This is a genomic window from Bacteroides sp. (assembly GCF_030151085.1).
Taxonomy (GTDB): Bacteria; Bacteroidota; Bacteroidia; order Bacteroidales; family Bacteroidaceae; genus Bacteroides.
Map to the genome: position 1 here is coordinate 45,635 of NZ_JASLER010000083.1, position 18,974 is coordinate 64,608.

17 protein-coding genes and 2 tRNA genes are annotated in these 18,974 nt (G+C 42.5%); 7 read left to right on the forward strand and 12 right to left on the reverse strand.

What is annotated here, in order from left to right:
* Window positions 1-6: 6 nt before the first annotated feature.
* The 4 genes from bamA to ribD all read right to left on the reverse strand — a co-directional run bounded on the left by bamA (window position 7) and on the right by ribD (window position 6,098).
* Window positions 7-2,646 carry an outer membrane protein assembly factor BamA gene (gene bamA, locus Q1W14_RS16860; protein ID WP_300703541.1) on the reverse strand — a complete coding sequence of 880 codons (2,640 nt, stop codon included), beginning with the start codon at window positions 2,644-2,646 and terminating at the stop codon, window positions 7-9.
* Window positions 2,647-2,712: 66 nt separating this feature from the next.
* Complete coding sequence (locus Q1W14_RS16865) at window positions 2,713-3,447, reverse strand: isoprenyl transferase (RefSeq protein WP_300703543.1); 735 nt, start codon at window positions 3,445-3,447, stop codon at window positions 2,713-2,715.
* A 76-nt stretch (window positions 3,448-3,523) separates the two neighbouring features.
* Window positions 3,524-4,903, reverse strand: coding sequence for a DUF6242 domain-containing protein (locus Q1W14_RS16870; RefSeq protein WP_300703545.1), 1,380 nt, complete (start codon window positions 4,901-4,903; stop codon window positions 3,524-3,526).
* Between the two features lie 133 nt (window positions 4,904-5,036).
* On the reverse strand, window positions 5,037-6,098 hold the full coding sequence (gene ribD, locus Q1W14_RS16875) for a bifunctional diaminohydroxyphosphoribosylaminopyrimidine deaminase/5-amino-6-(5-phosphoribosylamino)uracil reductase RibD (protein ID WP_300703546.1): 1,062 nt from the start codon (window positions 6,096-6,098) through the stop codon (window positions 5,037-5,039).
* A 55-nt stretch (window positions 6,099-6,153) separates the two neighbouring features.
* Between ribD and prmC the strand changes: the two genes are divergently transcribed.
* The 7 genes from prmC to Q1W14_RS16910 all read left to right on the forward strand — a co-directional run bounded on the left by prmC (window position 6,154) and on the right by Q1W14_RS16910 (window position 10,332).
* A complete protein-coding gene (gene prmC / locus Q1W14_RS16880; protein WP_300703547.1) occupies window positions 6,154-6,990 on the forward strand; it encodes a peptide chain release factor N(5)-glutamine methyltransferase in 837 nt (278 codons plus the stop codon).
* Window positions 6,987-7,466, forward strand: a complete 480-nt coding sequence (locus Q1W14_RS16885; protein WP_300703548.1) for a regulatory protein RecX — start codon at window positions 6,987-6,989, stop codon at window positions 7,464-7,466. The genes prmC and Q1W14_RS16885 overlap by 4 nt, the downstream gene beginning before the upstream one ends.
* 81 nt (window positions 7,467-7,547) lie before the next feature.
* A complete protein-coding gene (gene pyrE / locus Q1W14_RS16890; protein ID WP_294593123.1) occupies window positions 7,548-8,186 on the forward strand; it encodes an orotate phosphoribosyltransferase in 639 nt (212 codons plus the stop codon).
* A 94-nt stretch (window positions 8,187-8,280) separates the two neighbouring features.
* On the forward strand, window positions 8,281-8,691 hold the full coding sequence (locus Q1W14_RS16895) for an SRPBCC family protein (protein WP_300703549.1): 411 nt from the start codon (window positions 8,281-8,283) through the stop codon (window positions 8,689-8,691).
* 11 nt (window positions 8,692-8,702) lie between these two features.
* Window positions 8,703-10,043, forward strand: coding sequence for an argininosuccinate lyase (gene argH, locus Q1W14_RS16900; RefSeq protein ID WP_300703550.1), 1,341 nt, complete (start codon window positions 8,703-8,705; stop codon window positions 10,041-10,043).
* A gap of 116 nt (window positions 10,044-10,159) precedes the next feature.
* A tRNA-Gly gene (locus Q1W14_RS16905) sits at window positions 10,160-10,232 on the forward strand.
* A 13-nt stretch (window positions 10,233-10,245) separates the two neighbouring features.
* A tRNA-Leu gene (locus Q1W14_RS16910) sits at window positions 10,246-10,332 on the forward strand.
* Between the two features lie 189 nt (window positions 10,333-10,521).
* Here Q1W14_RS16910 and Q1W14_RS16915 read toward each other — a convergent pair.
* From Q1W14_RS16915 to Q1W14_RS16950, 8 genes are all read right to left on the reverse strand, one after another.
* Window positions 10,522-10,647 (reverse strand): hypothetical protein, encoded by a 126-nt coding sequence (locus Q1W14_RS16915; protein ID WP_300703551.1) that lies wholly within the window; start codon window positions 10,645-10,647, stop codon window positions 10,522-10,524.
* Between the two features lie 102 nt (window positions 10,648-10,749).
* On the reverse strand, window positions 10,750-12,180 hold the full coding sequence (locus Q1W14_RS16920) for a sugar porter family MFS transporter (protein ID WP_300703553.1): 1,431 nt from the start codon (window positions 12,178-12,180) through the stop codon (window positions 10,750-10,752).
* Window positions 12,181-12,191: 11 nt separating this feature from the next.
* Complete coding sequence (locus Q1W14_RS16925; protein WP_300703554.1) at window positions 12,192-12,980, reverse strand: glucose-6-phosphate isomerase family protein; 789 nt, start codon at window positions 12,978-12,980, stop codon at window positions 12,192-12,194.
* Window positions 12,973-14,736: a class I mannose-6-phosphate isomerase gene (locus Q1W14_RS16930; RefSeq protein WP_300703556.1), complete on the reverse strand. Its 1,764-nt coding sequence runs from the start codon at window positions 14,734-14,736 to the stop codon at window positions 12,973-12,975. The genes Q1W14_RS16925 and Q1W14_RS16930 overlap by 8 nt, the downstream gene beginning before the upstream one ends.
* Window positions 14,720-15,676, reverse strand: coding sequence for an ROK family protein (locus tag Q1W14_RS16935; RefSeq protein ID WP_300703558.1), 957 nt, complete (start codon window positions 15,674-15,676; stop codon window positions 14,720-14,722). The genes Q1W14_RS16930 and Q1W14_RS16935 overlap by 17 nt, the downstream gene beginning before the upstream one ends.
* Entirely contained in the window at window positions 15,669-16,238 is a 570-nt protein-coding gene (locus Q1W14_RS16940) for a glucose-6-phosphate isomerase family protein (RefSeq protein WP_300703559.1), read from the reverse strand. Before Q1W14_RS16940 ends, Q1W14_RS16935 begins: the two co-directional genes overlap by 8 nt.
* Window positions 16,239-16,295: 57 nt before the next feature.
* Window positions 16,296-17,564, reverse strand: coding sequence for a cellulase-like family protein (locus Q1W14_RS16945; protein ID WP_300703560.1), 1,269 nt, complete (start codon window positions 17,562-17,564; stop codon window positions 16,296-16,298).
* Window positions 17,565-17,690: 126 nt separating this feature from the next.
* Complete coding sequence (locus Q1W14_RS16950; protein WP_300703561.1) at window positions 17,691-18,938, reverse strand: acyloxyacyl hydrolase; 1,248 nt, start codon at window positions 18,936-18,938, stop codon at window positions 17,691-17,693.
* Window positions 18,939-18,974 lie beyond the last annotated feature (36 nt).

Genomic DNA, 18,974 nt, shown 5'->3' on the forward strand with positions numbered 1-18,974 from the left:
AACGAATTAGAATTCTTGACCTAAGATAAAGTGGAATTGGCTACCACCATAGTCTGAACGTCCAAATACTTTGTCGAAACCGTAAGCCCAGTCAATACCCATCATACCAATCATCGGGAGGAAGATGCGGACACCGACACCGGCAGAACGCTTCAAGTCAAACGGATTGAACTTGTTAACGTCTTGCCAAGCATTACCTGCTTCGACGAATGTTAACGCATAAATACTAGTACTTGTTTCCAACATCAACGGATATCTTAATTCCAGACCGAGACGGGTATAAGCATAACCTTCATAACCGTACGGGGTCAATGAGCTGTTTTCGTAACCACGAAGAGCGACACTTTCCGTTGCATAACTGGAATAACCGGTCATACCGTCACCACCTACGTCGAATGTTTCAAACGGAGACTTCTTATATTTATTGTAGTGTCCCAACAAACCAAATTCTACACGACCCATCAATACCGGAGTACGTTTTACTGTAACAGGGTCCATCAACGGAATATAGATTTTTGATTTGAATTTCCACTTGTGGTATTCAATCCATTTATGCATCTTATTCATGTCATCCTGGTTGCTGGTGCTGTACTTGCTGTAATCTTTGCCGTCAAACAGTGAGTAAGGCGGTGTAATCTGTGCAGACAGTGAGAATTCAGAACCTTGACGCGGATAAATAGGATTATCAACTGAGCTACGAGACAAAGTCAGGTTCAAACTCAAGTTGTTACACTTACCGTTTGTTACGGGGAAGTATTGCCAATCACTAAGGATATAGCGTTGGTATGACAACTCAGCAGTAAACTGGAAGTAGTCATCCGGCCATTTCAGACGTTTACCGAACATTACGGCAAGACCATACATCTGGATAGACTTATCAGGGTCGTAATAGTTTTCGTAGTTATTATAGTTACCGTAGTTGTACTGTCCATAACCATACATACCGCTGTAATAGCTGTTGTAGTAGTTATTCATATATGCCGAGTTGTAGTAACGACTACTGATGTCAGTCTGTCTGGAGTAGAATGCCGATACGGAGAACGCATTCGGACGTTTACCACCAAACCACGGATCATAGAATGAAACACTATAAGATTGGTAATATTTGGCATTTGTCTGACCACTTACTGTCAAAGTCTGCCCATCACCTTGTGGTAAAATACCACGGTAGTTTTCACCCGGATGCAGCAAGTTGGCAAGAGAGAAGTTAGTGAACTTCAAACTTAACTTACCGATGATACCCGTTTGTCCCCAACCGGCGGAGAATTCTACCTGGTCATTGGCCTTAGAAACGAGGTCGTAACCGATATCAACAGTACCGTCTTCCGGTCTTGGTTGGATGTCCGGTTTGATTTGTTCAGGGTCAAAGTGTCCCATTTGCTGAATTTCACGCATAGAACGCATCAAGTCTTCACGACTGAACAACTCACCCGGACGGGTACGAAGTTCACGGCGTACTACGTTTTCGTACAAACGGTCATTACCATTGATACTTACTTTGTTGATAGTTGCCTGACGACCTTCGAAGATACGCATTTCAAGGTCGATAGAGTCGCCTACAATATTTACTTCTACCGGTTCGAGGCTATAGAATAAGTAACCGTTGTTATAGTATAGGTTACCGATAGCATCCTCATCAGTAGAGGTACGTTCGGTCAATAATTTCTGGTTGTAAACGTCACCCTTCTTCATACGGAGCATGAAGTTCAATTGTTCCGAAGGATACAAAGTGTTACCCACCCAAGTTACATTACGGAGGTAATATTTCTGTCCTTCATCAATTTGCATAAAGATATCTACAGTACGGTCATCATAAGGCTTGATACTATCTTTCACAATGATTGCATCACGATAACCTAATTCGTTATACTTGTCGATAATCAGTTGCTTGTCTTCTTCGTATTTGTCTTCTATAAACTTCTTAGTACGGAAAAGATTAAGTAACTTACCTTTCTCATTGGTTTTCTTCATCACACGTTTCAACTTATTGGTCTTGATGGCCTCGTTGCCGACGATGGTGATTTGGTGTACCTTTACTTTTTCTTTCTTGTCAATGTTAATGTCGACGAATACTTGATTTTCTTTCGAAGTATCATCCTTTTGAGTAATGATAACCTCTGCATTCTTAAAACCTTTGTCGTCAAAATAACGCTTAATCAAAGTCTTGGCACGGTCTATCAGGTTGGGAGTGATTTGTCCACCCTTTATCACACCAATTTTGTTTTCCAGATCTTCGCGCTCAGACTTTTTCACTCCATGAAAGCGAATGTCAGAAACACGAGGACGCATGGTAAGACGGATAGTCAACCAAATTTGATCGCCATCTATCTTGTCTGCGGTAATTTCAACGTCGGAGAATAAACCATGTCGCCAGTAGCGTTTACAAGCTTGGGTAATTTCGTCACCTGGCACAGTGATGGTTTGTCCTTTTGATAAGCCGGACAATCCGATAATTACATAGTCCTCATAGTTTTGGGCTCCTTCAACTTTGATGTCTGCTATTTCATACTTCTTGGGTGTTCCCGAGTAGAGGATGACCGGTTTCTCGGTTTCATCGGTGCTGTTTGAGTCCTGTGCTGCAGTAGTCAGTACGCAGCCGAAAAGGCAGATAAACGTTACGAATATGGAGAAAATACGATAATGCATTATTTTATGAATTACAAATTACAAGTTATGTGTTATCTTATTTATTACTTATTTTCAAATAGGTGTTCAACTAATTTGTTCACTGGTTTTGCCAAATCTGCGCTCGCGCTTCTGATAGTCGAGAATCGCTTTACAAAGCTCTTCTTCGCGGAAGTCGGGCCAGTAAGTGTCGCAGAAGTACAGCTCAGAATAAGCACATTGCCAAAGCAAATAATTGCTCAGGCGAATCTCGCCTCCGGTGCGTATAAGCAGGTCAGGGTCGGGCATAAAATTAGTAGTCAGGTGTTGTGAAATCAACTCGCTACTAATTTGTTCGGGGCTTAATTCCCCTTGTTGTACCAGAATTGCTATTTGTCGGGTAGCTTCCGTTAACTCCCATTGGGAAGAATAACTGAGTGCAAGCACCAGACACATTCCTGTGTTATGTGAAGTATGTTCTACGCAGGCGTTTAATCGCTGCTGAACATGCGTCGGTAACTTATCAATATCTCCAATCACACGAAAACTGATATTGTTCTTCATAAACGTCTCTTCCTCGATAGAGTCAAAGAGCAAGCCCATAAGAGCGGCTACTTCGTTGGAAGGACGATTCCAATTTTCGGTAGAGAACGTGTATAAAGTCAGATACTTGATGCCTAGCCTGGCAGCTTCTTCTGCAATGATATGCACGGTTTCTGCACCGACCTGATGTCCATAGCTACGCTCATGTTCGCGTTGCTTGGCCCATCGTCCGTTACCGTCCATGATAATTGCTACATGCCGGGGTATCCGATTTAAATCAATTTGTTCTTTGTATAGCATCTCTTTTTAGTTGTTACATTCTCTGCATCTCGAGTCGCTTTATTCTTTATTATATAGGGCGGCAAAATCTTGACGGTTATTGCAGTTTAAACCCCAGTCTGTTGAGACGACCGCGCCATACCTCGTTCTTGGTGCCTTCCCCACCAAATATTACCCAAATATAACCTCTTCTGTCAGCAGGGTCCGCAGTAACAGGATCCACTACGATGGTGTAGGGCGTTCTACCTTTGAACGTTTCATTTAATAAGAATTTCTTTTCGGTCTTAGTCCATGCTATGCCTGCTATAGACGAATAAATAGCATCCATATTACCTCCAAAACAGTAGAGACTACCGCCATAGTAGGTTACAAAAGGATTCTCCATCGCTGGACAAGCTGTGCTGGGAGTACTGCCGTCATTGAGATTAGCCCAACCTTTACCGTCCATTGAGAACCAAAGGTTAGTCTGCTTATCTGTTGCTTGTGGCATACCGGTGATTACGACTTTATCAACGCCATTGGCAGTAGTAAGTGCAGTAGAATAGATGTTTTCAGTTGGGAATTCCTCAGGAACTATTTCGGTGTCTTTAGTTTCCCATGTTTGTCCGTCTTTGGTGATACAGAACTGATAAAGACCATCGCTGTTTTTCAGAATTCCAACCAGTGTAGCCGATTGATCATTAATCTCATTTTGAGAGAAACAAGCTACCAAAGCTTTAACATCCGTACTCAATCCGTTGACTTTTTCCCAAGTACTACCATCAGCTGAAGAGTATACATCACCTCTTTCAGTTTTACTTCCGGTAATCATATATAGCTTTTCCTGAAAGTTTATTAAGGAAGAAAGTTTAGCATTCGAAGGTAGATTGGTTACAGATACTTTGCTCCAACCGTTATTTAAAGGTAATGCAGATCTCTTGTACATTGTTGTGTTAGAAGTGTATACCAGTAATTTATTGTCCAAAATGACAACTTTGGGTTTTCCTTGGATAGGCGTTTCAGAGAATGCATCCACCTTTGTCCAGTTTAATGAATCAGGATCTTGGTGATGTACTCTTACGTCCAGATAGTATGGGCGGTTATTAGTACCATCTGCTGCGTGAACAATGAATTTCATACCTGTCTTTTCGGGTTTGTTCACGGCAGGTCTTAAATCTACGGAGTCTTTCATTAAGAACAGGGTGTCAGTAGGAGAACCAGCGGTTATCCAGCCCGTTACAGAAAATGTATCTACCAATATACGACCAAGGATACTATCAGAATTAGAGCCGACCGGCATTGAATCCTTGTTATAGATTAATCTGTTAAGTTGGTCAATCGAAAATTTGTAATGTCTGCCATATACGGTGTCAAGGCCAAAGGCATGTACAGTAGCGTCGGAGCTAAATTCGGTATTGTTGTCGGAATCCAGACATGAACTCATGGCTATAGACACAATCAGAAAACTCACAATAACTGATAAAAACTTTATTCTCATTTGAAAGTTAGTGTTTATTTACAAGTTGCAAAAATAGGAACATTTTTTTCTATAAACAGCATTGCGGGGAAGTTTTATATAAAATTATAGATAATATACCCCATTTTCTCGATAAAAAAGCCCAAAAATGAGGCTATTGGCTGATTCTTTCGGCAGTGTAATGTCGAAAACTCCTGTCGAAAGATTGTTCAATCGCATAAGGAATTTTATCGCTGATTTCAGGTGATTTAACACCGGAATGGAGCAATATAGGTGTCTCTTCTATAAATATTTCATCCCATAAGCCTGCATCTATGAAAGATTGCAATAACAGACTGCCTCCTTCTACAAGAAGTGATTGCAAACCACGGGAGTATAAAATTTCCATTATTTGGGGTAGAATGTCTTGTTGAAAATCAATTGTGAGATACTCAATATTGAATTTTGATTCTTGTGTTGCTTCAGTGAATACAAGAGTAGGAGTGCTACCGTCGAACAAATGTAAATCCGAAGGTAGGCTCAAGCCCCGGTCAATAACAATCCGAACGGGTGAACGTCCTTGCCAGTGGCGCACGTTCAGACTTGGATTGTCTAATTTTGCTGTATGGGTGCCTACCATAATGGTGCTGTGTTCTGCTCGCTTTTTATGCACTAACATTGAAGTGAGTGGAGTCGAAAGAATAACAGGACTTCCTTCAGTGCGACATTTATCTATGAATTTGTCCGCGGATTCCGCCCATTTTAGTGTGATATAGGGGCGGCGTTGTATATGGAAGGTGATAAACCTGCGGATAAGGTCTTTACATTCCTTTTCTAATACTCCGACAATTACTTCTCGCCCTGCATCTTTCAACTTTTGAATGCCTCGTCCTGCTACTTTCGAAAAAGGGTCTTGGCAGCCGATGACAATACGGGGAATTTGTTTTTCGATAATTAAGTCTGCACACGGAGGTGTCTTGCCATAGTGTGAACAAGGTTCCAAAGTAACATAAATAGTAGAACGCCTGAGCAATGATGTGTCTTTTACAGAACGAATTGCGTTGACTTCGGCGTGTGCTTCTCCGCAACGTATATGGCAGCCTTCACCAATTATCTTTCCGTCACAAACGATGATTGCTCCTACCATTGGGTTAGGTGCAACGTTGCATTGTCCGTTTTGGGCCAATTGAATGCTACGCCACATGTATTTCTCTTCTTCAAAACTCCCTTCTGTCATTTTGGTGTAAATCAAAATATATTATTACTTTTGCAGTCCGATAAAAAAGACTTCAATGAATGTAACCAACTCATACATTCGCAATGCCTTGCAGAAGTGTTACTCCGCGCAAGAAGCTGCCAATCTTTCCCGCATCATCTGCTGTGAGATGCTGGGACAGAGTACGATTGATTATTATTTGGGCAAAGATATAATTTTATCCCCAAAAGAAACACAGGAATTAGAAAGCATTCTCATTCGTTTGTGTAATTTTGAGCCGATACAATATGTACAAGGCTTTGCCTATTTCCTCGGACGTACGTTTCTGGTTGCCCCCGGAGTATTGATCCCGCGTCCTGAAACAGACGAACTTGTAGAAATTATATTGAAGGAGATCTCTGCAAATGCCCGCATTCTTGATATTGGTACAGGTAGTGGTTGCATTGCAGTCTCTTTATCAAAAGAACTTCCGAAAGCACAAGTTACAGCTTGGGATATTTCGGAAGAAGCACTTGCTATTTCTCGCCGGAACAATGAGATGTTGCAGGCTTCCGTTAATTTCGTTTTATGTGATGTGTTGACCTGCCAACCAACCTTGCAGGAACGCTATGATGTGATAGTTAGCAACCCACCTTATGTAATGGAAGCGGAGAAGCTAGAAATGGAACGAAATGTGTTGGATTGGGAACCTTCTTTAGCTTTGTTTGTTCCCGATACTGATCCACTCCGTTTTTATCGCTGCATTGCGGAACTGGGATTGGTAATGCTTGAATCGTGCGGTAAACTTTATTTTGAAATCAACCGGGCATTCGGGAAAGCGACCGTTGCTATGTTGCTCGAACTAGGCTATTCGAGTGCCCATATCCAAAAAGATATTTCCGGTAACGACCGGTTTGTAATTGCAAAACGATGACTGAAATAACTGAAACAGAAGCACTGAACCGGGTGGCTGCTTATTGTTCTACTGCTGAACATTGCCGCGCGGAGATTGCAGAAAAACTACAGCGTTGGGGTATCGCATACGATGCCATTGAACGTATCCTTGACCGTTTAGAACAAGATAAATACATTGATGAAGAACGATTCTGCCGTGCTTTCATTAATGATAAATATCGTTTTGCCAAATGGGGTAAGATGAAAATAAAGCAAGCCCTCCAGTTGAAAAAGATATCTTCCGTAACTTATCATTCATTCTTAAATGAGATTGATGAAGAAGAATATCTTTCCATTCTGCGCGATTTATTGAATTCCAAGAAGAAAAGCGTTCGTGCCGAAAATGAGTATGAACTAAATGGAAAACTGATGCGGTTTGCGCTCAGTCGGGGATTTGAAATGAAAGATATTCGTCGTTGTATCGACGTTTCTGATGAAAATGAATATCCCGAATGAAAAATTATTGGCATTCTCTTTTTTATTCTCATTCAGTTTCCGTATTTTTGTGCCATATTTATCATAATAGTAAGTTTCGCTATGAAAAATTTAGAAAGATTGTTTGCAGAAAAGTTGCTGAAGATTAAAGCGATTAAATTACAACCGGCTAACCCCTTTACTTGGGCATCTGGTTGGAAATCTCCGTTTTATTGTGATAACCGCAAAACCCTTTCTTATCCTTCTCTCCGTAATTTTGTGAAAGTCGAAATTACGCGTCTGATTTTGGAACGTTTCGGACAGGTAGATGCTATTGCCGGTGTGGCAACAGGTGCCATTCCCCAAGGGGCATTGGTGGCTGACGCATTAAACCTCCCGTTTGTATATGTACGCTCCACTCCGAAAGACCATGGATTGGAGAATTTGATTGAAGGTGAACTTCGTCCCGGCATGAAAGTGGTGGTTGTAGAGGATTTGATTTCTACTGGCGGAAGTAGCTTGAAGGCTGTAGAAGCTATTCGTCGTGACGGATGTGAGGTTATTGGTATGGTTGCCGCTTACACTTATGGTTTCCCGGTTGCTGAAAAAGCATTTAAGGATGCCAAGGTAACTTTGGTGACTTTGACCAATTACGAAGCTGTAATGGAAGTTGCATTGCGTACGGGTTACATTGAGGAAGAAGATGTAGAAACGCTGAATGAATGGCGGAAAGACCCTGCACATTGGGAATCCGGAAAATAAGACTTGTTGTTTTTATTATATAAGTATGATGAAAGAGCCATTCGGATAGATTCTGTCCGAATAGTTCTTTTTGTCTTTTAAATATGATTAGGATATGACGAAATTTGAGAGCGAAGTGAAAGTAATACCGGCTTCTCAGGAAGCTGTTTACGAAAAACTTTCCGATTTGAATAACTTGGAAAAGGTGAAAGACCGCCTTCCTGAAGACAAAGTAAAAAACTTGAGTTTTGATGCAGAAAGCATGTCTATAGAAGTGGCTCCTGTAGGAAAAATTACTTTGCAGATAGTAGAGAAAGAACCCTTTAAGTGTATCAAATTCGCTACTACGACTTCTCCATTGCCCTTTAATTTATGGATTCAGATTGTTCCGGTGACCGATACCGAATGCAAGATGAAACTGACCATCGGCATGGAATTGAATCCATTTATGAAAACTATGGTGCAGAAACCTTTGCAAGAAGGATTGGAGAAGATGGCAGATACTTTGGCAATGATTAATTATTAAACATTATTATCGTGGCTCAGAAACTTTGGGAGAAATCCGTTCAGGTAAATAAAGATATCGAGCGCTTCACTGTGGGGCGTGATCGTGAAATGGATCTGTATTTGGCAAAACATGATGTAATTGGATCTATGGCCCATATCACGATGCTCGAAAGTATTGGTCTGCTGACAAAAGAAGAACTGTCGCAACTGATTGCTGAATTGAAGAATATCTATGCGACGGCAGAAAGTGGGGAGTTTGTAATAGAGGAAGGTGTAGAAGATGTACACTCTCAGGTAGAACTTATGCTGACGCGTAAATTGGGTGATGTAGGTAAGAAAATCCATAGCGGACGTTCGCGTAACGACCAGGTTTTGCTTGACCTGAAACTATTCACCCGTGCGCAGATCAAAGAGATAGCCGAGGCAGTAGAACAGTTATTCCATGTACTTATTGTGCAAAGCAATCGTTATAAGAACATATTGATGCCGGGTTATACCCACTTGCAGATAGCTATGCCTTCGTCTTTTGGACTATGGTTTGGTGCTTATGCCGAAGGGTTGGTAGATGATATGCTGTTTCTTCAGGCTGCCTTTAAAATGTGCAACCGTAATCCATTGGGATCAGCAGCCGGATATGGTTCATCGTTTCCGTTGAACCGTACGATGACGACGGAGCTTCTGGGATTCGATTCAATGAATTATAATGTGGTATATGCTCAGATGGGACGTGGCAAGATGGAACGTAATGTTGCTTTTGCTTTGGCTAGCATTGCGGGCACTATCTCCAAGTTGGCATTTGATGCCTGTATGTTCAATAGTCAGAACTTCGGTTTTGTAAAGTTGCCCGATGAATGTACTACCGGTTCCAGCATTATGCCACATAAGAAGAACCCGGATGTATTTGAATTGACCCGTGCCAAATGCAATAAATTACAATCCTTGCCTCAGCAGATAATGATGATTGCCAATAATCTGCCGTCAGGCTATTTCCGTGACTTGCAGATTATCAAGGAGGTCTTTCTTCCTGCTTTTCAAGAATTAAAGGATTGCTTGCAGATGACTACATACATTATGAATGAGATCAAGGTGAACGAACACATATTGGATGACGATAAGTATCTGCTTATTTTCAGTGTGGAGGAAGTGAACCGCTTGGCTCGTGAAGGCATGCCTTTCCGAGATGCTTATAAGAAAGTAGGATTAGATATAGAAGCCGGAAGGTTCTCTCATAGTAAAGAAGTCCACCATACTCACGAAGGTAGTATTGGTAATCTCTGTAATGATGAAATTTCTGCATTGATGCAGCAGGTAGTAGATGGCTTCAACTTCTATGGAATGGAAGCAGCAGAGAAGTCTTTATTGGGACGGTAGTCGTTGGAGACTGATGTTTTACAGGGTAAATGCAGATAAAGTTTAACTTTTCCAATTAAAAAGTTTGGCTGTAATGAGGAAACTTTTTATCTTTGCACCCGTTCTCCAAAATACCTGCGGAAATAGCTCAGTTGGTAGAGCATAACCTTGCCAAGGTTAGGGTCGCGAGTTCGAGTCTCGTTTTCCGCTCTCCACACAGGATGCTCGAATGGTGGAATGGTAGACACGAAGGACTTAAAATCCTTTGGCCATTGCGGCTGTGCGGGTTCAAGTCCCGCTTCGAGTACCAAGAAAGCCTCTTAATCGTATGATTAAGAGGCTTTCGCTTTTTATATGAACACTAATCATAATATCCGTGAATTCATGCGGTCATGATTAGTTTACATTTGTATTGTCTTCCCCTTTACGGTGCAAAGTGGCATTTCAAATGGTTGATTCATGTAAAATACACCGTTGAGATCCGTGTTTTGGCTTGGGCTTATTGGTACTTTGCTGTGCGCTCGTCGTTGATAACGCCCGACCAATTCAGACCATACGCAAAGTCATACACATTCCCATCAATATCTTGATAGCAACGCATGTCGCGTGGCGTATCTTCGGCCAATGTACCGGAATAAAGGTTCCAGCGCCGCTCTGTAGCGATATCTACTTGAGGCGAAAGTGCGGTAGCTGATATAAGAAATACTACATAAAGATAATTTTTTATTTATTTCAGGTCTCGAGGCTTTCCTCCTTCTTTCCAATGCTTTTCTATTTTCTCTAATGTAACACCTTTGGTTTCCGGAATGAAATAGTAGCCCCAAATCAAGCCTGCTAATGCTATTACCCCATAGAAGAAAAATGCGCCTGCCGGATTACCGATCTTCTCATCGGAAACCATAAGCTCTGTTCCGGGTATGGAGAATACTTTGACAATCTTGAAGAAAGTAAAAGTCACGATACTGTTGAAGAACCATACGGATAGTGATCCGAGCGATGCACCCAATCCCCGGACGTGTTGCGGGAAGATCTCTGAAATGATGAGCCAACCCAACGGGCCGATGCTTATAGCATAGAAAGCGACATAGAAGAACACGAGAAGGATGGTCAATAATTTACCGTATTCCGCCATCTGGTTCGCAAAAATAAAGCAAGTACTCAGTGCCAGAAGGGAAACGATAATGCCACTCAATCCAATGAAGTATAACTTCCGGCGTCCAAAGCGGTCGACAAAGTGCACAGAGAAGATAGTGAACAATACATTTACCAGCCCGACGCCTACCGATGCCCAAATGGCAGAGACTGTACCGTCGAAACCTGCCATCAGGAATATCTTGGGACTGTAGTAGATAATGGTATTGATTCCTACGAATTGCTGGAAGAACATAATTCCTATAGCTATAATCAGTGGTGTCTTGAGCCAGGGCTTGAATAAGTCTTTCCATTTAGAACTGTTCTTTTGGTCTTTCTTTATCTCCTCTTCCATTTCTGAGAAGGTATTTTGCAGGGAATCTTGCGGTTCTATTTTTGTCAGTACCGAAAAACTTTCCTCGCTACGACCTTTGCTCATAAGCCAACGAGGCGTTTCAGGCATGAAACTCATTCCTATTAATAGTATAATTGCCGGGATTACACCTACATAAAACATAGGACGCCAGCAAGACATGTCTTGCTCATTGGCAAAGAAGAGATCGGAGAGATAAGAGGCAAGTACGCCGATTGTAATCATCAACTGGAACATGGAGACAAACTTTCCACGGGATTTGGCAGGAGATATTTCTGCCAGATACAAAGGTACTGCAAATGAAGATATGCCAATGGCAATACCGAGGAATAGTCTGGCTGCTATCAGGTTGTAGATATCAGGAGCTATGCCCGACCATAACGCACCTACCGCAAATATTACAGCTGAGACCAGGATAACCTTCTTTCTGCCCAGCTGGTCTGTTATTTTGCCACAGAATAAGGCACCAAGGATTGCACCTACCAGTCCGAAGGAAGTTATTAACTCTACTGCACTGTCATCTATGCCGAAGTCACTCTGGAAAAAAGGAATAGCACCCGAAATAACGCCCGTGTCGAAGCCGAATAATAAACCTCCGGTAGCGGCGATGAGGGCGATAATATATATAAGGTTTTTGTTATAACTGTTTTTCATGGGGTGGAGTTTTAGGGTTCGAATTTAGTCCATACATTCTCTTTTAATTTAGGGTTTGGAACATACAGAAAAATATGAGGTTTCTCTTCAAATATGCGATAGATAGGCTTTCCTTTTTCGATGCCTAACTGTGAGTAGTCGCCCGGTGCTTTCTCTATTAAGGGCGATTGTTCGTAGGTGGGATTGGCTATCCACTCCAATTCGTTGTTGTCATTAAATATCGGAAACCAAGCTATACCGTTGTGACGCCGTACGCCATCGTAAACAAAACCATAATCGCGGTCACACCATGCCCCGAAGGTCAGAGGTTCCAAGGGGTTAGCACTAATGGTAGCATGTATCCAGTAGGGAGGCACTATCACTACATCTCCGGGCTTGGCCCTAACGGCAAAACATCTGCCGGGATTGTGATCGGCTGTTTCTTGCATATAAATGATGGCCTCCCCCGACCATATTTCATACACTTCGGGAGTGGACCAACCGCAACGGGTGGATATCTTGTGCATATGTCCTTGGCTGCGGACCGGTTCACACCCTAAACGGTCTGCGGCATAAGTGACTACACCAAATAGGAGATTCATAGATTTCAGTAGTTCTTTATCCTTCTTCTTGCCGACGTCCATAGCAATGGAATATACTACCTCAGGACCTTTACAAGTAGGATCAAGTAAACTTTTGCGGATATCGTCCAGTTTGCGATTTTCAGCTTCGGGTCCGAATACATCATCTCCGTATATAAATCCGATACCCGATTCACGTGGGGTTACGGAAAGTCCCGGATTAAATACTCCATTATACATTGTGTTTGATAAAAGCTTTAATGGTTATACATTCTTTTCCTTCGGATTTTCCGTAAGGACGTATCGTATATTCTTCTACAGAAGCAGGGATGATAAAAGTCTCTGCATAGTGAACCACGAATGGCTCAAAGCTTTTTTGCGGACTTTCTACGATAGCTTCCAATCCGTCTACAAGATTCAGTACATTCACGCTTCCGTTGGTGTAGTGGGTAACGGGACGGGTAAAACGATGTCGACGGGTTTCTATGAATTCTTGTTCATGCAGTCCGGTGTGTTCTTCGGTTATGCCTTCTTCTTCGCTGATTACTTTTATCTGGTTGATAATCTCTTTTTTTACCCACGACTCGGTTCTGTTCCATTGAATTACATGTTCTCCGTGGGCAATGTTGATGGGGCGTGGACGCCCGTCTAGTCCGAGGCGTCCCCAATCCCAGAGTTTGAATGTAAAAATGTAAGGCGTAGCACTGATTTCCAGTACCATGCTGTTTTTGCCGGAGCAGTGAATGGTGCCGGCAGGTATGAGGATGTGATCGTGTTTCTGTACGGGATATACACCTATATAAGCTTCTGCATCGAACTTGCCGGACTCTTGGGCTTTCTTCAAGTCCGATATCATCTTCTCAGGACATATATTTTCTTTCAGCCCTAGGTAGACTACGGCATCTTCTTTAGTGTCTAGCAAGTAATAGCTTTCGTCTTGGGTATAATGCATGCCGAATTTTTCTTGTATATATTCGGTTAAAGGATGAACTTGCAAGCTTAAGTTACCGCCATTCATTGTATCCAGAAAGTCGAAACGGATGGGAAATTCATCGCCGAAGCGTCCGTAAACCGGTCTGCCGAGTAATGATACCGGATGAGTAAATACTACGTCGATGGACGGAACCTCAAATCGAACATCTCCGAATCCAAGTAGCAAGCTATTCTCTTCGGGGACGCAATCGAAACACCAGGCATAGTTGGCCGCTGATTTATCCAAGTCACAAACTTCTTTCATCCACTGTCCGCCCCACGGACCCGGATCGAAGAAAGGAACCACTCTGAAAGGCTGTGTTGCTGCCTTCTCCAATCCTAAGCGGATGGCATCTCCGGTAGCCATCTTGGGAGTGTCCTTTATATTTGTATCGAGCACGTAATCCCATTTGGCTATCAAGGTTTTCTTAAAGCGGTCGCATATTCTCCAATCCACAAAGAAAGCCCGTTTGTATTGAAGCGAGGGGCGCTCATCCCGGTTCTCTACTCCGATATTGCTTACCTCATTTCTTCTGAAACGCATCTGTATTTCCCAGCGTGCCATGTCGACATATATCAGAATATCAGCATCAGGACACAGATATGCCGCACCTACGCCATAAACCATAATCAGACCTTCTGCTTGCGAGTCTATGCTATTGCGCATGGCTTCTGTCTTTGAAGCATCAAAGAAACGATCTATCGTGAAGCGGGTTATATAACCGAAAATCTCATCATCGGTTATGTCCGGGTGGAAGAATGTATTAATGGCATCTTCAGGTAACATAGCTTCGGACGAGAAGTAACGGGTACTTTCGGGCAATCCTTCTGCTAACGCAGTGACAAGTTCTTGGTCATTTACTCCCTGATAGCATTCTATCACTAGTTTCTTGACCGGCTTTTGCAAAGAATCCAGTTTCTCTTTGATCTGTTCTATTATATCTTTCCATCCCTGCCAACATGCTTCGTTGCTGTCCGTAACACGGACAAAGGGGTATTTGTCGTAATTAGATGTATATTTCATGATTCTGTTTTTTATTAAGGTGATAGTGCAGCCCGTATAGGGCTGCACTGTCTGATAATTGTGAACTTACAATCTTAACTTTTCCTGACGGACACCAGGCGTAACGGCTAACTCTTTCTTCAATATACGGAAGGATAACCTCACGACTATTCATAATTCCACCGCCCAGCACTACGATTTCGGGATCATAAGCATGTATATAGGTTATGATAGCTGCGCTCCAGATGTCCAAACATTCATTTCTGAGGATGAGTGCTTCCTTGTCATTGTTTCCTGCTTGCTTGAATATCTCTTTGAATGTCCAGTGAATAGCTTGTTCTTTAAACGAGGCGGATAGTAAAGGATGTTCCTTTATAATAGTAGGCAGGAAGAATGAGGAAGATAAGGCTTCTACACATCCTTTATTGCCACACGAACATCTACGTCCCCGATAATCTACTATGAAATGCCCGCCTAGCGAACCGGCTTGGAAGTGTTGCCCGTATAGAGTTTTACCATCAATTATCACTCCGGTACCGATGCCGGTACCGATTGTCATCATTACAACATTCTTCTTACCCAAGGCTGCACCCTTGTACCATTCTCCCACAACTGCCAGGCGTGCATCATTATCCATATAAAAGGGTACGTTCCAGTTATCACAAACCCATTTATTCAGATCGAGTTCGCAGGCATCATCATATTTCTCGTTTGTAGATATAACGCTGTTATTGATAGGGTTTACCAGTCCGGGGAAGGCAAGTCCTATCCCTGACAACTCATTTGCCGTTGCATGGTTGCGGGACAAAAGAGAGTTGATAGCATCTTTTATCCGGGGTAAATTGGGCGCTAATCCTATTGATAACTGCGAACTCAGCTTAATGTCATCCTGTATTTCGCCATGGGACAATAAACCTATTTTTATGATAGTTCCGCCTAAGTCTATAGCTATTTTATACATGATTTGATATGAGTTGTGGAACGCCATTTGTTTCCATTAATCTAGCTGAAAAGCCATGTTCGGCAATCTCTCCATAATTGTGTCCTGCATCCGAAGGCCAGCAAGCTGCAAAAGATAAAATACTGCTACCTGTATTTGCTACCCGGTGGGCTATGCCGCCAGGAATGTAATGCAAGCTACCGGGAAACATCCGTTCTGCCCGGATGTTACGCTTTTCGTCCATGAAGATCAACATTCCTTCACCTTCCAATCCCCAGTAATATTCGGCTCGGTCTATTTGGGCATGAAAGTGCCCTTTAGTCATAAAGTACTCTTTACCCACTTTACCAGGATAAATTTTGGTTAGTCCGAAGTATAATCCACCGGGAGTTCCTTCTTTTTCTGGTAAGTGGCAATATACGTCATATACCGGAGTATCGGGAGCGAGGGTTGAAAAGGCAACTTTATCTTCGAAGATAGAAGATAAGTCGGCCAATATTCTTCTCGAACTATCGATATTGTTGCCAACCAGATTGTCTTTTATGAAGAATAAGGAAGGGAGTGCTATTTTTGCTGTTTCCATAAAATAACTTGATAAAATGTTGAATATATTGTTTTATGTTTCGTGTTGTAGATGGCTTTAGAGCCTCTTTAGTAGCTTGGCGGCTACTTTATTGTTTTTAGTTAGTGATTCGTCTATTTTGGCAGAGCGTATAATTGAGGTAAGATGTTGATGCCACTTGACATCTCTCCACATGCCTACGAATTGAGGCCCGCAGAAATTGCTGGTGGCTACACCTACCCACATGCCTGTTTCTGCAGCAGTAGTTGCTCCTAAGGCACACAGGTCTTTTACCCAGTCCCATTTCATAAGCGGCCAGTCTTTATAATCTACAATAGACCAGCATTCGGTAGTCATAAGTGGACGATTGTACTTACGGGCTATGCCTTCCATTTGTCCGATTCTTTTTACCAATAATCCTTGCCAATACTCCGGTTTCTCTCTGTATACTCTTTCGCCATTGCGGGCAAGATTCTTGTACCCCTCAGGAGTGAAGCGACCATAATCATATCCCACTGTATTGGCAAATTCCCCATTGTTTTCTTTTGCCATCCAGATGTGGTGTTCATAGAAGTCAAGAAACGAGGTATCCTCATTATCGTAACCTTTTGTTCCGTCAGAGTCTAAGGAGAAGATGAAGGGCATGTCGGGATAATGCTTTTTCATTATATTTAAAGACTTCTTCATCCAGTCTAATGATTCCTTTTTATACCATTCTCCCCATTTAATGTCCGGATGTTGAGTTGAGAAGTACGGTGCCCAGGCATCTCCGGGCCATTCGTTACAAAGGTCTACAAATAGGATGGTGTCCATGAGCCCATCCTTCTCGATGCTTTTGATAGTCTTTAGCCAGCAGTCGGCCATCTTTTCGGGGGTAGAGAGCAACATTCGGGTGTCGTCTACATCCTGCCGGAACCAGGAAGAAAGTCCTACTTTTATATCCCGTTCACTACATTTAAAAAGGAATTCGTTCAGATAAGGTTGTATCTGTACTTCGTTCATATCCGGGCTTCCCCACGTCTGTTGATTCCAGACTTCTTTCAGCATCCATTTTTTAGTCGGATTGGCTGCTAATAAATGTGGGTAAGCATCTAGTCGGATGGCATTATATCCTCTTTCTACCAGTTCGTCCAAAGCGACATCCCAGTTCTCGTAGCCTGCTCCGGCCCAACGCCTCTCTAGCCAAGAGAAATCCCACATCGTGATGGCACGTGGAGCCATTCGGGATGAATTGGTACCTGGTAACTTTAGCCCTTCAACAAGATTAGTTGCTTGGAGAAGCGATGTTGAAGCAAGACCACCTAATGTAATAGTGGCTGTTTGTTTTAGAAATTTCCGTCTGTCCATGATTATTAGGAATGTGGTTAAATATGCTATATGCTTGTTGAATGCAAATGTAGCGTATTCCTAAAGACGGAAAGTTCTCGATATTAACAGTGAGTTATGGTATTTTGCTTTATCGTATTATTTCAATCAATGCAGTAAACGAGGGCGCTTATTATTGAATCGGTACCCCAGTCCTAACATCAGATAATTAGGCTCATGGAAATCCTTGAGGTTATATCCGATGTGAAGGTAGGTGTTGCGTGATACATCTATTTTAAGTGCCAGTATTTGGTAAAATGATTTAAGATCGTCTCCGTTGTGCAAGATATTGGCTCCCATGCCGATACCAATAGTGAAGTAGGGCATCACGAACTCACCGCGGGCGGATATTCCCAAAGCCATTTGCTTGAGAGCGGAAGGAACAGTGAAGTCATCTTCTCCATTGTATTCCTGTTTAATGTTAGCGCTGTGGTCGTATACTCCATCCAGTGCTACTCCGGCACGGAACTTATAACCAAAGTTATACATCGGTGCAAAGCTGAATCCCATTACTGCATAAGTGCCCGGTGCAGGGACTTGTCCCCCGGATACATCTACGGCTTTCTTACGCCACGAACCGAACAAGGTCAAGTCGTAGCTGACATGCCGTGGAAACAACGGTACAATAGGACGTTGCCAGGATTTGACAAGTTCATCCGCTCTGCGATTAAAGTTGTATACCAAACCGATTTTGCAATCCACTGTATTCAAGCCTGAGTTGGGGTATCGGGTATTTCCGTTGGAAAAGTGGCTTCCGGTAGCCCCGATCATTAAATCGAATTTAGGTGAGAGCGCCCAGTTCAGATAAAGATTAGCATTCAGATAAGCATTGGCCTTGGAGCCGATCAACTTGTTTGATGAGTTATAGCTCTCATCGTAAGGTTTCCAACCAAACGAAATACCGAAGTTCCATTCATAATTGAGTGATAGTCGGGGAGAGAATTGGGCAATTCGTCCGCCTTGGAACAGATAGACTCCGAAAGGATTTCCTAATTCCTCCGGGTTACCGAAATCAAAGTAACCTACACCCAGTCCTTGATAGGCTCCGATATAGGCTTTGTCTGCGGTTGTATTAGGGCGGACCTGGAATGAATATTTCAAATGTCCGGAATAGGTGCTTTTCATTTCTTTACCTTGATAATTCATTCCTTTCAGGAAAGGATTGGTTGGGAAGATATAACCGGTACGACCTTCTATTCCGACTCTTTGAATAAAGCGTTGCGCAAAAGCAGTAGTGTCCGAATAGCTTTCCGGATAACTTTTATGAGTCTGTTGTTGCGCGTATGTTGTATCAGACAGGAAACATATTGCTACGAAAAAAGCTAACCATTTCCACGTCTGCATTTTATTTTCCATAAACCGTGTCGGTGTTTGTTAGTGAATGAATATTTA

Bases quoted from the DNA above. Each gene is read 5' to 3' on its own strand.
- Q1W14_RS16885 (WP_300703548.1), top strand. From the start codon at position 6,987: ATGACTGAAATAACTGAAACAGAAGCACTGAACCGGGTGGCTGCTTAT.
- Q1W14_RS16930 (WP_300703556.1), bottom strand. From the start codon at position 14,736: ATGAAATATACATCTAATTACGACAAATACCCCTTTGTCCGTGTTACG.
- Q1W14_RS16865 (WP_300703543.1), bottom strand. From the start codon at position 3,447: ATGCTATACAAAGAACAAATTGATTTAAATCGGATACCCCGGCATGTA.
- prmC (WP_300703547.1), top strand. From the start codon at position 6,154: ATGAATGTAACCAACTCATACATTCGCAATGCCTTGCAGAAGTGTTAC.
- Q1W14_RS16950 (WP_300703561.1), bottom strand. From the start codon at position 18,938: ATGGAAAATAAAATGCAGACGTGGAAATGGTTAGCTTTTTTCGTAGCA.
- ribD (WP_300703546.1), bottom strand. From the start codon at position 6,098: ATGACAGAAGGGAGTTTTGAAGAAGAGAAATACATGTGGCGTAGCATT.
- Q1W14_RS16870 (WP_300703545.1), bottom strand. From the start codon at position 4,903: ATGAGAATAAAGTTTTTATCAGTTATTGTGAGTTTTCTGATTGTGTCT.
- pyrE (WP_294593123.1), top strand. From the start codon at position 7,548: ATGAAAAATTTAGAAAGATTGTTTGCAGAAAAGTTGCTGAAGATTAAA.
- Q1W14_RS16925 (WP_300703554.1), bottom strand. From the start codon at position 12,980: ATGTATAATGGAGTATTTAATCCGGGACTTTCCGTAACCCCACGTGAA.
- Q1W14_RS16940 (WP_300703559.1), bottom strand. From the start codon at position 16,238: ATGGAAACAGCAAAAATAGCACTCCCTTCCTTATTCTTCATAAAAGAC.
- Q1W14_RS16895 (WP_300703549.1), top strand. From the start codon at position 8,281: ATGACGAAATTTGAGAGCGAAGTGAAAGTAATACCGGCTTCTCAGGAA.
- bamA (WP_300703541.1), bottom strand. From the start codon at position 2,646: ATGCATTATCGTATTTTCTCCATATTCGTAACGTTTATCTGCCTTTTC.
- Q1W14_RS16920 (WP_300703553.1), bottom strand. From the start codon at position 12,180: ATGAAAAACAGTTATAACAAAAACCTTATATATATTATCGCCCTCATC.
- Q1W14_RS16945 (WP_300703560.1), bottom strand. From the start codon at position 17,564: ATGGACAGACGGAAATTTCTAAAACAAACAGCCACTATTACATTAGGT.
- Q1W14_RS16935 (WP_300703558.1), bottom strand. From the start codon at position 15,676: ATGTATAAAATAGCTATAGACTTAGGCGGAACTATCATAAAAATAGGT.